The following is a 12,806-nucleotide window of genomic DNA, read 5'->3' as shown; positions in this document are numbered from 1 at the left end:
AAAATCCGTCAAGACCTTTTGCCGATCTTGGCGGCCTTGTCGGCGTCGAACCACCACAATGACGGCAGGCCCGAACGCGCGTATTTCGGCAACTCGGCGTGCCCGAAGCGGTCCCAGCGTGCGTAGCGCGAGAAGCCGTAGGTGAATTGCGGCACGACGTAGAAATTCCACAGCAGCACGCGATCGAGCGCCCTGGTCGCGGCCACCAGCTCTTTGCGGTCCTTGGCAAAGATCACCCTGTCGATCAACGCATCGACAGCGGGATTCTTGATGCCGATGGCATTCCTCGACCCGGGTTGATCGGCGGCCTGCGACCCCCAGTATTCGCGCTGCTCATTGCCGGGCGAAAGCGACTCACCCCATTGATCGATAATCATGTCGAAATCGAAGGCGCGCAGCCGGTTTTGATACTGCGCGTCATCGACGATGCGAATCGAGGTGGTCACGCCGATGCGTTCCAGCGACGGCTTGTAGAACAGCACGATCCGCTCCGAGGAAGGATCCTGAACCAAAATCTCCACGGTGACCGGCTTGCCGGCGGGATCCACCAGCTTGCGGTCGCGCACCTCGTAACCAGCCTCCTTCAGCAACCTCGCGCTCTCGCGCAAATTGCCACGCACCGCTTCCGGGTTGCCGCCGACCGGATTTTGATAGGGGGTGGTGAAGACGTCGGCCGGCACCTTGTTGCGTACGGTCTCGAGGATCGCCAGCTCCTGCCCTTCCGGCAGGCCAGACGACGCAAGTTCGGTTCCCTCGAAATAGCTGTTGATGCGCTTGTATTGACCGAAGAACAGCTGCTTGTTCATCTCCTCAAAGTCGTAGGCGTAGTTGAAGGCGCGGCGCAGGCGCACGTCCTTGAACTGTTCACGGCGCAGATTCATCGCGAATGCCTGCATCCGGCCGGAATCGTTGACCGGAAACTCTTCCTTGACCACGCGCTTTTCGGTGACTGCAGGAAAATCATAGGCCGTGGCCCACTGCTTGGCGGAATTCTCGGCGATCCAGTCCGCCTGATCCGCCTTGAACGCTTCGAGCGCGACCAGGTTGTCGCGGAAAAACTCGTAGCGCAATTCGTCGAAATTGTTCTGGCCCACCTGCGTTGCGGCGTTGACGCCCCAATAATCCTTCGCGCGCTCGAGCACAATCGATCGCCCCGCGACAAACTCCTTGATTCGATAGGGGCCGGAACCCAGCGGCGGCTCCAGCGTCGTCGCGGAAATATCGCGCTTGCGGCCCTGGTTGTCGGTGCCTTCCCAATAATGCTTCGGCAGCACCGGCAGTTCACCGACGATGTGCGGCAGCTCGCGATTACCGGTGGATTCGAACGTGAATTTGATGTCACGCTCGCCGAGCTTTTCGGTCTTCACGACGTGGCGATAATACGAGGCGTACATCGGGCTGTACTTTTTCAGCGCCTCGATCGAAAAAATCACATCCTCCGGCGTCACCGGCTTGCCGTCGTTCCAGCGCGCTTCCTTGCGAAGACGATAGGTCACCCAGGCAAAGTCGTCGGGATGCGACGCCGCCTCGGCCAGCAAACCATATTCGGTGGCAACCTCGTCCTGCGACCGCGCCATCAGGGTTTCGTAAATCAGCGCGGCGGCCGGCGCGAGCGAGCCTTTGACGCCCGCGACCGCGATGTTGAAATTGTCGAAGGTGCCCAGCGATATCATGCGGGCGACGCCGCCCTTGGGCGCGCCGGGATTGATGTAGTCGAAGCGCTTGAAGTCGGCCGGATACTTGACGTCGCCGAACAGCGACAGCGCGTGCCGCCAGGCGGGCTCGCCGGCGGAAATCTGTGCCCGCGCGGGGCTTATGACCGGCAGGCCGGTCGCGGTTTCGAGGGCCGGGGCGATGGTGGCAAGCACGCCGCCCTGCAGGAGATGTCGTCGGGTAAGTGCCAAATGAGAATTCCTGTAGCTCGTTTGCGCTATTGAGGACGCAGTATAAGGCAAGGTTTCGACCGATTAAGTTGCTTTTTCCTCATGATAGCACCCGTCGCCGGGCGTCTGTGCGGCCAAACGTCCCGGTAACAAAAGCGCTACCCATAAAATAAGCCCTCGGCCCTGACCCGCGGGCTGGAACCGGTCTCGTCCGGAATGCAAAAACGGCCAGGCAAGAGCCCGGCCGTTTGCAGCGAAAAATCCATTTGAACCAAGACGGCTATTTCGCCGCCGTCGGCAACGGAACCGGACTATCCGAAAGCGTGTGCAGATAATCGATTACGTCGGCGCGCTCGGTATCCTTCGGAATGCCGGCAAAACCCATCGCGGTGCCCGGGATGAAACCCTTGGGGTTCGAGATGAACTGGTTGAGGTCGCCATAGGTCCATTTGCCGCCCTTGGCCTTCATGGCGGCGGAATAGTTGAAGCCGGGCTCGCTGGCGCGGTCGCGGCCGACGATGCCATAAAGATTCGGACCGACCTTGTTGGGACCGCCCTTGGTGAAGTCGTGGCAGGCGCCGCATTTCTTCGCCGACGCGGCGCCCTTCTCGACCGAGGCCGTCTGCAGCAGCTTTTCGATCGGCTCGGACGGAGCCACCGCGGCGGCCTTTTCGCCGCCTTCCGCCGCTTCCTTCACGGCGATCTCGAAGCCCGGCTTTTCCGGCATCTTGGGAGCGAACAGCGCGCCGGCGGTAAAGCTCGTCACCAGCAAAACCAGGCAGGTGCCCAGAATGGCGCCAATAATTTTATTGAGTTCGAAGGAGTCCATTTTGGATCAGGCTCCAGGCCGGAAATGTCGACTTAAGGCCGGAGAGAAACGGCCGCGGATGAGCGTCAGGAATCGGGCTTTCGCACCGCACCCCGAGCGAGGATCAGATATCGGTTTGCCCGTGCTCTGGCAACCCGTATAAATGCGCCAGCTTTCGACCAATCCCCATCATTTCCGGCTAGTTGTTGACCGGGTCCAGACCCCACTCTGATGACCAACCCTCGTATTTTGGTATTGATTCCCGCCCGCATGGCCGCCACCCGCCTGCCGGGCAAGCCGCTAATGGATATTGCCGGCCTGCCGATGATCGTCCATGTGCTGCGCCGGGCGGAGGCCGCCGGCATCGGCCGTGTGGCGGTCGCCACCGACGCGCCGGAGATCGCGGCCGCGGTGACCGCGCATGGTTTTGAGGCGGTCATGACCCGCGCCGATCATCCTTCCGGCTCGGACCGGATCCACGAGGCGATGGGCAGGCTCGACCCCGAAGGCGCCGCCGACATCGTCGTCAACCTTCAGGGCGACTTTCCGACCATCCTGCCCGACCAAATCCGCAGCGTTCTGGCGCCGCTGGCCGACCCCGCGGTCGATATCGCCACGCTGGCCGCGGAAATCCATACCGAGGAAGAGGACTTGAACCCCAATGTGGTGAAGGCGGTCGGCTCACCGATCGGCCCGCGGCGGCTGCGTGCGCTGTATTTCACCCGCGCCACCGCCCCATGGGGCGAGGGGCCGCGCTACCATCACATCGGCCTTTATGCCTATCGCCGCGCCGCCCTGGAGCGCTTTGTCCGGCTGCCTCCTTCGCCGCTCGAACGGCAGGAGAAGCTGGAGCAATTACGGGCGCTGGAGGCGGGCATGCGGATCGACGTCATGATTGTCGACACCGTGCCGCGCGGCGTCGATACCCCGGCCGATCTCGAAACCGCCCGCCAGATACTTTCCAAAGCGTGAGCGACTGATACAAGGCGCCAGGAAAACAACATGACCAAAAAGCTGAAAATCGCATTCCAGGGCGAGCCGGGCGCGAACTCCCATATCGCAATCGCCGAGGCCTATCCGAAAGCCGAGCCGCTGCCCTGCCCGACCTTCGAGGACGCGCTGGCCGCGATCGCCTCGGGCGAGGCGGATTTCGGCATGATCCCGATCGAGAACTCGGTCGCCGGCCGCGTTGCCGACATCCATCATCTGCTGCCGCAGTCCGGCCTGTTCATCGTCGGCGAATGGTTCCTGCCGATCCATCACCAGTTGATGGCGCCGCGCGGCGCCAAACTGGCCGGTATCAAGACGGTCGAAAGCCACGTCCATGCGCTGGGGCAATGCCGCCGCATCATCCGCAAGCTCGGCATCAGGCCGATCGTTTCGGGCGATACCGCCGGCAGTGCGCGGATCGTGGCCGAGCGCGACGACAACAGCTGCGCCTCAATCGCCTCCAGACTGGCGGCCGATATCTACGGCCTCGACATCCTGGCCGAGGATGTCGAGGACGAGACCCACAACACCACGCGCTTTGTGGTGCTGGCGCGCGAGGCGAACTGGGCCAAGCGGGGCTCGGGGCCGCTGGTCACCTCTTTTGTTTTCCGGGTGCGCAACCTGCCCGCCGCGCTCTACAAGGCGATGGGCGGTTTTGCGACCAATGGCGTCAACATGACCAAGCTCGAAAGCTACATGGTCGACGGCAATTTCTTCGCCACGCAATTCTACGCCGATGTCGACGGCCACCCAGAAGATAAGAACCTGGCTTTCGCGCTGGAGGAACTGAAATTCTTCTCGCGCGAATTCCGGATCGTCGGGGTCTACCCCGCGCATCCGTTCCGCGCCACGTTCAGCGAGCAGCAGGAGTGACGGGCGGGAACGCCTGCCATGGAGAAGGTTGCCCTTCGTCTGTGAACGCAGGGCACGCCGGTGAGCGCTAGAGCCATTTCCGTTTCGATTGAATCGAAACGGGGCTCTAGATTCTTGTTTTGACGCGTTTTCTTCACGCGAACCGGTATCCACTTCGCTCGAAAACGCTTTAGGCGCTCCTTGCCAGCGCGCCGTCGATCATCGCCACCGAATTCGCAAGGCCGTAGACCGCGACGAACGAGCCGAAGCGCGGGCCTTTTTCCTGGCCGAGCAGCACCTGATAAAGCATGTTGAACCAGTCGAGCGAGACGCCCGGCCGGCCATCCTTGCCCTTCTTCACGGGGTCGAGGAACGGTTCGCGCCGTCCGATCTCGTAGACCACGTTCTGGATGTCTTCGGCCGATGATGCTGGCGGCAGGTTCGAGAGCGCATCGCGCAGATCCTGCAGCGCGGCACGTTCGGTATCGGTCGGCTCGCGGAATTTCTTGGTCGGCGCCACGAAGTCGCGGTAATAATTGATGGCGTAGCCGACCATCGCATCGAGCTTCGGATGCGTCTGCGGCGTGACGCCGGGGCGATAGCGCCCGATGAAACCCCACAGGGTCGCGGCATTCTCCGCATTCGACGACGACACCAGCGTCAGCAGTAGCTGGAAGGTGACGGGCATGTCGGCCTTGGGCGGATGCCCGGCATGGATGTGCCAGACCGGATTGGCGAGTTGCTGCCTCGCATCCTGATGCGGAAACCCCTCGAGAAATTGCTGGTAGTCGTCGACATTGCGCGGGATCACGTCGAAATACAGGCGCTTGGCCGCCTTCGGTTCGCGGTACATGAACAGCGACAGCGATTCCGGCGACGCATAGCGCAGCCACTCGTCGATGGTCAGGCCGTTGCCCTTCGATTTCGAAATCTTCTGGCCTTTGTCGTCGAGGAACAGTTCGTAGTTGAACCCTTCCGGCGGCAGGCCGCCGAGCGCGGTGCAGATCTTGCCCGACAGCTTGACCGAATCGATCAGGTCCTTGCCGGCCATTTCATAGTCGATGCCGAGCGCAACCCAGCGCATCGCCCAATCCGGCTTCCACTGCAGCTTGCAGTGTCCGCCGGTGACCGGAAGCGTGACGCGCTCCCTGGTCTCGGGATCGTCATAGGAGACGGTGCCGCTCTTGACGTCGTGCGCCACGATCGGCACCTGCAGCACCACACCGGTGCGCGGACAGATCGGCAGGAACGGCGAGTAGCTTGCGGCTCGTTCCTCACGCAAGGAAGGCAGCATGATCGCCATCACGGCGTCGAACCGCTCTAGCACCCGCAGCAGCGCGGCGTCGAACTTGCCCGAGGTATAATAATCGGTCGAACTCGCGAACTCGTAGTCGAAACCGAAGGTGTCGAGAAAGGCACGCAGCCGCGCATTGTTGTGCGCGCCGAAACTTGGATGGGTGCCGAACGGATCCGGCACCCGTGTCAGCGGCTTGCCGAGATGCTCAGTCAGCATCTCCTTGTTCGGCACATTGTCCGGCACCTTGCGCAGGCCGTCCATGTCGTCGGAAAACGCGATCAAGCGGGTCTTGACCTTGTCCTCGGTGAGCACGCGGAAGGCGTGGCGCACCATGGTGGTGCGCGCGACCTCGCCGAAGGTGCCGATATGCGGCAGGCCCGAGGGCCCATAGCCGGTCTCGAACAGCACCTCGTCCTTGGGCTGCTTTTTCAGCCGCGTCACGATCGCCTTGGCCTGCTCGAACGGCCAGGCGTTGGATTGTTCGGCGAGCGAACGCAGATCGCTCGGGCTGGTGGCAAGGTCGATCGCGGACATCTAGAAAGGCTTTCTCCGGGGCCAGGAAGCAGGCCTGCTTGTAATATAGCTGTCATTGCGAGCGAAGCGAAGCAATCCATAGACAACAAACGAAGGGTGGATTGCTTCGTCGCTTCGCTCCTCGCAATGACGGTTGAGCACCTAAAACGGACTGACCGAAAAATAGCGCAGCCACAAATCGGTGTAGCGGCCCTTTTCCCACAACCTGAACAGCGCCCAGTTCAGCGCCTGCCGCAGCAAGTCATTGCCCTTGCGCACCGCGATGCCGACGCCCTCGCCGAAATAGCGGCTTTCGACAAACGGGCCGCCCGAAAACGCGCAGCATTCTCCGGAATCGGTGCCGTTGATCCAGAACGCCAGCGAGATCGCGTCGCCGAAAATGAAATCGACATCGCCGCGCCTCAAGGCAAGCCGCAGCGCCTCGTCATTGGGATAGGAGTGCAACTCGGCGTCGGTGAACATCGCCTTCAGATAGGCCTCGTGCGAGGAGCCGGCGATGGCGCCGATCTTCTTGCCCTCGACATATTCCGGGCGAACCTCGCGCATGACCGCATCGCGTCGCGACACGAACCGCGCCGGCGCCCGGTAATACGGATCGCTGAAATCGACGCGGGCTCGCATCTGCGGCGTCACCGCCAGCGAAGCGATGATGGCGTCGCCCCGGTTGCTGGCGATCGCATCGAGCAGCGTCTCGAAACGCCGCATCTGGATCGTGCAGCTGACCTTGATCTCGTCGCAGATCATCCGCGCCAGATCGACATTGAAGCCCGCCGGGTTGCCGTCGGGGCCGGTAAAATTGAACGGCGGATAGTCGGTCTCGGTGAGAAACCGGATCACGGTGAGGCGCGACAGATCGGGCCGGTCCGGCCGGCGGCGGGGATCCCAGAAGCCCGGCACCGCCTGGGGAGCCGCTTCCGTGGCGGGCTTGGCGGCACCTGGACTTGAGGTGCCCTGACCTGCGCCTTGGGCGTGGACCGCGCCGCCGGCCAGGACCAAGGGGAACAGGATGGCGAACAGGATCGCCGCCAGGAAACCGCCTGTTTTCGGCGTCGCGTCGGTCGGCCGGGGCAATCCTTCCCCCATCAATGAAGCTCTCTTTGATCGCATTGCCGCCGGTTTTCCTGAAAACTCGACGGCCTTATAGACCATCGGGCCGGCAACGCGAATGTCGTGTGCGCCGGGAAGACCGCGCAGGCCCGCGAGTTCGCGGGTCAGAGGTAGCGCCGGAGGTCGGCCGCGGCGTCCTCAGGCTTGCGGTTGAGGTTGAAGGGCGCCACGAATTTTCCGTCGCGATCCATCAGATAGACCAGCGCGGTGTGATCCATGGTGTAGTCGCCGTCCTTCAGCGGAACCTTCTTGGCATAGACTCGGTAGGCGGAAAGCACCTTCGCCACCGCATCGGCGTTGCCGGTCAATCCCCTCAGGTGGGAATCGAAACTCGACAAATAGTCCTTCATCGCGGCCGATGTGTCGCGCTCGGGATCGACCGAAATGTAATAGGCGTTGACGCGGTCGGCATCCTTGCCCATCGCCCGCAGCACCTCGGAAATTTCGAACAGCGTCGTCGGGCACACGTCGGGGCAATGGGTGAAGCCGAAGAAGATCAGCGTCGGGTGACCCTGCATCGCCTTTTCGGTCACGGTCTGACCGGTCTGGTCGGTCAGTTGGAACGGGCCGCCGATCGCTGCCGGGGCCGCCACGTTCCGCAATCCACCCAGCGCCCACAGCATCAGCAAAAGCCCGACCAACAGGCTTCCGGCGAATGCTCCGACGACGACCAGCGGACGGGTGGTCCGATCCATCATGAAATTCCCTTTTGCCGGATCAGAAGCAGGCGGAGATGCCGGAGGCGATCATCTCGAAAAAGACCGCCGTTCCGTAATGGAACCAGAGCACCAGCGCGCCCAGCAGGACGGCAACGCCGAGGCCCACACCCCCGACCACCATCGCTCGCGCGACCCTGCGCGCCGGCTGCAAGGTCCCGGGCAGCTGCTGCGGCGTGGAAAGTGGGTGAGCCATTCTCGCGACCATCTGAACGAAGCAACCGGCGTGCGGTGTGTGGCCACCCTCGCCGGTCGGTGCTTGACAGATAGGCCGGGCCGCGCGGCCCGGCAAGCTCCCCGGCACCGGCGGCGATCACGTCATGCTGATGCGAAGGGCGCGTTCAGTGCGCTGCCGAGGCCCGTGCGTCGAGATAGCAGGGGTGGTACATGCTCATCAATTCCTTGCCGCGCAGGAAAATCATGCGCGACGTCAGCCCGCCACGCTGGTTGATCCATTTCTTCACCGGCGGGGGATACATCGAATACAGCATATGCGTCGCTTCGGGGTTGGTGATGGCGTGACCGCCATCATCCATATCCCATGCCGCGTGGAAACCCAGGCTGGCGTGAGACGTGACGCAGATCTTGTCGTGGGGGACCGCGCCGAGAACGATGGTGCAGGCCGAGGCGCACAGACCGTCGATGATCACCATCTCGCCCGAAGTGCGCACGTCCTGGTATTTGTCCACGTAGGTGCCAATCCTGCCTCCACGGTCCTCGCCAATGCGCACCACCGCCTGGCTCGCCCCCATGCTCGCCAGCAGGACAACCACCGCGAGCAACCCCGTCGTGAACTTCATATCCAGCCCCACTCCAAAGCTGCCGAACCCGAATCTGACACATCTTGCGTGATGCGTCGCCAGCGTGTTGCGAGATCGTCATTTTGTCCAGATGCGAGACCCAGCTCAAATCAAATTCAAATTGAGTGTTGCCTGCGGGCTGCACCCGGCCTTCCCCGGGGGTCCCAAACTGGAACATGCCGGCGGTTCGGCGGCGGCCTAGTCGGCCAAAGGCCTATTTGCCGTTGACCTCGGCTGACGCCGCGGGCTTCATTCATCCCCAAGAACCGGGGGATAGGCCATGGCTGAGGACGCTGACGTCATCGTGGTCGGCGCCGGCCTCGCGGGTCTCGTCGCCGCAACCGAGATCGCCGACGCCGGCAAACGCGTCATCGTGGTCGACCAGGAGGGCGAACAGAGCCTCGGCGGCCAGGCTTTCTGGTCGTTTGGCGGGCTGTTCCTGGTCGATTCCCCCGAGCAGCGGCGGCTCGGCATCAAGGACAGTTACGACTTGGCGCTGCAGGACTGGATGGGGTCGGCCGGCTTCGACCGCGATGAGGATCTGTGGCCGAAGCGCTGGGCGGAAGCCTACGTGGCCTTCGCGGCCGGCGAAAAACGCGGATGGCTGCGGGCGATGGGCCACCGCAGCTTTCCGGTGGTCGGCTGGGCCGAGCGCGGCGGCTACGACGCCATGAGCCACGGCAATTCGGTGCCGCGGTTCCATGTCACTTGGGGCACCGGCCCCGGCGTTGTCGAGCCATTCGCGCGGCGGGCGCGGGAAGCCGAAAGCAGCGGACGGCTGACGTTCAAATTCCGCCACCGCGTCGATGCGCTCACGATCACGGGCGGCACCGTCAGCGGCCTCAGCGGGGTGATCCTCGCGCCTGACCCTGTCGAGCGGGGGAAAAGCAGTTCACGGAAAGCCGCCGGCGACTTCACGCTGCGCGCCCCAGCCGTGATCGTCGCCTCCGGCGGCATCGGCGGCAACCACGATCTGGTGCGGCAGAACTGGCCCAGCCGGCTCGGAAAGCCGCCCGAAAACATGATCTCCGGCGTGCCCGAACATGTCGATGGCCGGATGATCGGCATCACCGAGGCCGCCGGGGCGCGGCTGATCAACCGCGACCGGATGTGGCATTATGTCGAGGGCATCCGGAACTGGTCGCCGATCTGGCCGCGCCACGGCATTCGCATCCTGCCGGGACCGTCGTCGATGTGGTTCGACGCGACCGGCAGGCGGCTGCCCTCGCCGCTGTTTCCCGGATCCGACACGCTCGGCCAGCTGCAATACATCATGTCGACCGACCACGATTATTCCTGGTTCGTGCTGACCCAAAGCATCATCAAGAAGGAATTCGCGCTTTCGGGCTCCGAACAGAATCCCGATCTCACCGGCCGGAGCTGGCTGATGACCGCGCGCCGCGCCACCAACAAGGGCGCGCCCGGGCCGGTCGAAGCCTTCAAGAGCCATGGCGCGGATTTCATCGTGCGCGACAAGCTCAATGATCTGGTCGCCGCCATGAACGCGCTGGTCGGCAACGATCTCCTGAAGGCGGAACATCTGAAGGCCCAGATCGAGGCGCGCGACCGCGAGATCGAAAACCCCTACGCCAAGGACACCCAGATCCTGAACATCCACAATGCGCGCCGCTATATCGGCGACCGCCTGATCCGCACCGCCAGGCCGCACCGGATCCTCGATCCCGCGCACGGCCCCCTGATCGCGGTGAAACTCAACATCCTGACCCGCAAGACCCTGGGCGGCTTCGAGACCGATCTCGATTCCCGCGTTTTCGGCCGGGACGGCCAGATCATGCCGGGACTCTACGCCGCCGGCGAGGCGGCCGGCTTCGGCGGCGGCGGCATGCACGGCTATCGCTCGCTGGAAGGCACCTTCCTCGGCGGCTGCCTGTTCTCCGGGCGCAATGCCGGACGCGCGGCGGCGAAAGCGGTGTCCTGAGGTCTGCATTGCGAGAACGCTGTGGCGGAGTGCGGGTCGGCGCGCTAAGTAGCGACGACACCCATTCGGAGAAATAACATGACCATCCAGCGTTTCGATACCGGGCCACGCATGAGCCAGGCCGTTGTTCATGGCGACACCGTGTATCTCGCCGGCGTCGTCGCCAACAAGGCGGCCGGTGAAAGCGTGGCCAAGCAGACGCAGGAAGTGCTTTCGATCATCGACAGCCATCTGGCGAAAGCGGGAAGCGACAAATCAAAGCTGCTGACAACGACGATCTATCTCACCGACATGAAAACCTTCGCGGAGATGAACGCGGTGTGGGACGGTTGGGTATCGGCGGGCAATACGCCGGCGCGCGCCACCGTCGAGGCCAAGCTCGCAGCACCCCAGTACAATGTCGAGATCATGGTGACCGCGGCGCGGTAGCGCTCCAGGCGTCCGAATTTAAGATCCGGTGCGTGATGACGGTCGGCGGCCAGGATTCCGGCCGCGCCGCAACAAAAGCTGCAGATAGTGCTTCGGACCACCCCTTTGCGGTGTTTTCCGGGGGCGCGGGAACCTATTTGGCTTGGCCGCATCCAACCCATCGGTAGTAACGTGTCACCGGATCGAGCGAAGCCACCATGGCCCACGTCCAAGCACCAAAAATGGCTCCCGTCGAGACCGACGATGCCGTACTGGTCCAACGCGCCCGCGGCCGCGACGAGGCGGCCATTCGCGTCATCATGCAATCGAACAATCGCAGGCTCTACCGGCTTGCCCGCGGAATCCTGCGCAACGATAGCGAGGCCGAGGACGTCGTGCAGGAGACTTACGTCCGGGCCTTCACCCATCTGGACAGTTTTCGCGGCGACTCGAGTCTTGCGACATGGCTGGCGCGCATCGCCATGAACGAGGCTTTGGGCCGGTTGCGCCGCCAGCGGCCTGGGGTCGAATGGACGTCATTGGCCCCCGGAGTCCTGGAGGCCCAGATCATCCAGTTTCCGCTCTCGTCCCCACCCGAGGATCCCGAAAAATCCATGGCACAACGTGAAATTCAGCATGTCGTCGAACACGCGATCGACGACCTTCCTGAAGCCTTTCGCATCGTCTTCATCACCCGCGTGATCGAGGGGATGAACGTCGAGGAAACCGCCGAGATTCTCGGGCTGAAGCCGGAGACCGTGAAAACCAGACTGCACCGCGCCCGCGCCATGCTGCGCGACAATGTCGAGAAGAAAATCGGGCCGGTGGTGATGGACGCGTTTCCCTTTGCCGGCAAACGCTGCGAACGCCTGACCGAAGCGGTTCTGAAGCGGCTGGGTTTCAACGCATAATATTTCGGGAACCTTTCCGCTCACGCACCATCCAACCCTGTGCAAGCAACAATGCCCGGCGGCTTCAGCCCCGGTGCCACAGGAGTGTCAGACCATGTTCGTTAGATTGAGCGCGGCCATCGCCGCGGTAAGCCTGTTGAGCGGTGCCGCCTTTGCGCAAGGCGCCAAGCCGACCGATCCACAGATCGCCCATATCGCCTACACCGCCGGCGTGATCGATATCGCGGCGGCCAAACAGGCGCTGGCGAAAACCAGCAATAAGGACGTCAAGGCCTTCGCGGAAGACATGGTGCGCGACCACGAAGCCGTGAACAAGCAGGCGTTGGACCTGGTGAAGAAGCTCAACGTCACGCCCGAGGACAACGACACCAGCAAGAGCCTGTCGAAGAACGCCGCCGACAAGCTCGCCGAACTCGGCAAGCTGAAGGGCGCGGATTTCGACAAGGCCTATGTCGCCAACGAAGTCGCCTATCACAAGGCGGTCGACAGCGCGCTGGAGACGACGCTTATTCCTTCCGCCAACAACGCCGAGCTGAAGAGCCTGCTGCAGACCGGCCTGAA

General features: G+C 63.0%; 13 protein-coding genes. 6 read left to right on the top strand and 7 right to left on the bottom strand.

The annotated features are described in order from the left end of the window. Positions 1-8 precede the first annotated feature (8 nt). Positions 9-1,904, bottom strand: coding sequence for an extracellular solute-binding protein (locus tag E8A46_RS27515; protein WP_291567907.1), 1,896 nt, complete (start codon positions 1,902-1,904; stop codon positions 9-11). 259 nt (positions 1,905-2,163) lie between these two features. Then, entirely contained in the window at positions 2,164-2,712 is a 549-nt protein-coding gene (locus E8A46_RS27510; protein WP_291567905.1) for a cytochrome c family protein, read from the bottom strand. A 210-nt stretch (positions 2,713-2,922) separates the two neighbouring features. Between E8A46_RS27510 and E8A46_RS27505 the strand changes: the two genes are divergently transcribed. Further along, positions 2,923-3,663 (top strand): 3-deoxy-manno-octulosonate cytidylyltransferase, encoded by a 741-nt coding sequence (locus E8A46_RS27505; RefSeq protein WP_291567903.1) that lies wholly within the window; start codon positions 2,923-2,925, stop codon positions 3,661-3,663. A gap of 30 nt (positions 3,664-3,693) precedes the next feature. After that, positions 3,694-4,554: a prephenate dehydratase gene (locus E8A46_RS27500; RefSeq protein WP_291567901.1), complete on the top strand. Its 861-nt coding sequence runs from the start codon at positions 3,694-3,696 to the stop codon at positions 4,552-4,554. 169 nt (positions 4,555-4,723) lie between these two features. Here E8A46_RS27500 and E8A46_RS27495 read toward each other — a convergent pair whose 3' ends face one another. The 5 genes from E8A46_RS27495 to E8A46_RS27475 form a co-directional block, all read right to left on the bottom strand. After that, positions 4,724-6,364: a lysine--tRNA ligase gene (locus E8A46_RS27495; RefSeq protein WP_291567899.1), complete on the bottom strand. Its 1,641-nt coding sequence runs from the start codon at positions 6,362-6,364 to the stop codon at positions 4,724-4,726. A gap of 141 nt (positions 6,365-6,505) precedes the next feature. Further along, positions 6,506-7,354, bottom strand: coding sequence for a transporter substrate-binding domain-containing protein (locus E8A46_RS27490; RefSeq protein WP_291567937.1), 849 nt, complete (start codon positions 7,352-7,354; stop codon positions 6,506-6,508). Positions 7,355-7,575: 221 nt separating this feature from the next. Then, complete coding sequence (locus tag E8A46_RS27485) at positions 7,576-8,166, bottom strand: SCO family protein (protein WP_291567935.1); 591 nt, start codon at positions 8,164-8,166, stop codon at positions 7,576-7,578. Between the two features lie 22 nt (positions 8,167-8,188). Beyond that, the gene (locus tag E8A46_RS27480; RefSeq protein WP_291567897.1) at positions 8,189-8,383 is read right to left on the bottom strand and encodes a hypothetical protein; all 195 of its coding nucleotides are present in this window, start codon (positions 8,381-8,383) and stop codon (positions 8,189-8,191) included. Positions 8,384-8,528: 145 nt separating this feature from the next. Further along, on the bottom strand, positions 8,529-8,987 hold the full coding sequence (locus E8A46_RS27475) for a hypothetical protein (protein WP_291567895.1): 459 nt from the start codon (positions 8,985-8,987) through the stop codon (positions 8,529-8,531). 280 nt (positions 8,988-9,267) lie between these two features. Here E8A46_RS27475 and E8A46_RS27470 point away from each other — a divergent pair, with 280 nt between their 5' ends. The 4 genes from E8A46_RS27470 to E8A46_RS27455 form a co-directional block, all read left to right on the top strand. Further along, the gene (locus tag E8A46_RS27470) at positions 9,268-10,926 is read left to right on the top strand and encodes an FAD-binding dehydrogenase (RefSeq protein ID WP_291567893.1); all 1,659 of its coding nucleotides are present in this window, start codon (positions 9,268-9,270) and stop codon (positions 10,924-10,926) included. Between the two features lie 78 nt (positions 10,927-11,004). Further along, on the top strand, positions 11,005-11,355 hold the full coding sequence (locus tag E8A46_RS27465; RefSeq protein ID WP_291567890.1) for a RidA family protein: 351 nt from the start codon (positions 11,005-11,007) through the stop codon (positions 11,353-11,355). Positions 11,356-11,552: 197 nt separating this feature from the next. Continuing rightward, positions 11,553-12,245 (top strand): RNA polymerase sigma factor, encoded by a 693-nt coding sequence (locus tag E8A46_RS27460; protein ID WP_291567888.1) that lies wholly within the window; start codon positions 11,553-11,555, stop codon positions 12,243-12,245. Between the two features lie 94 nt (positions 12,246-12,339). Further along, a partial coding sequence (locus E8A46_RS27455) for a DUF4142 domain-containing protein (RefSeq protein WP_291567886.1) occupies positions 12,340-12,806 on the top strand: 467 nt, incomplete at its 3' end.

It is taken from the genome of Bradyrhizobium sp. (genome assembly GCF_004799445.1).
Lineage (GTDB): Bacteria > Pseudomonadota > Alphaproteobacteria > Rhizobiales > Xanthobacteraceae > Bradyrhizobium.
Note: the sequence above shows the minus strand (reverse complement) of the source record. Positions and strands in the feature narration are given on the sequence as shown.

Bases quoted from the DNA above. Each gene is read 5' to 3' on its own strand.
- E8A46_RS27510 (WP_291567905.1), bottom strand. From the start codon at position 2,712: ATGGACTCCTTCGAACTCAATAAAATTATTGGCGCCATTCTGGGCACC.
- E8A46_RS27505 (WP_291567903.1), top strand. From the start codon at position 2,923: ATGACCAACCCTCGTATTTTGGTATTGATTCCCGCCCGCATGGCCGCC.
- E8A46_RS27500 (WP_291567901.1), top strand. From the start codon at position 3,694: ATGACCAAAAAGCTGAAAATCGCATTCCAGGGCGAGCCGGGCGCGAAC.
- E8A46_RS27495 (WP_291567899.1), bottom strand. From the start codon at position 6,364: ATGTCCGCGATCGACCTTGCCACCAGCCCGAGCGATCTGCGTTCGCTC.
- E8A46_RS27485 (WP_291567935.1), bottom strand. From the start codon at position 8,166: ATGGATCGGACCACCCGTCCGCTGGTCGTCGTCGGAGCATTCGCCGGA.
- E8A46_RS27480 (WP_291567897.1), bottom strand. From the start codon at position 8,383: ATGGCTCACCCACTTTCCACGCCGCAGCAGCTGCCCGGGACCTTGCAG.
- E8A46_RS27475 (WP_291567895.1), bottom strand. From the start codon at position 8,987: ATGAAGTTCACGACGGGGTTGCTCGCGGTGGTTGTCCTGCTGGCGAGC.
- E8A46_RS27470 (WP_291567893.1), top strand. From the start codon at position 9,268: ATGGCTGAGGACGCTGACGTCATCGTGGTCGGCGCCGGCCTCGCGGGT.
- E8A46_RS27465 (WP_291567890.1), top strand. From the start codon at position 11,005: ATGACCATCCAGCGTTTCGATACCGGGCCACGCATGAGCCAGGCCGTT.
- E8A46_RS27460 (WP_291567888.1), top strand. From the start codon at position 11,553: ATGGCCCACGTCCAAGCACCAAAAATGGCTCCCGTCGAGACCGACGAT.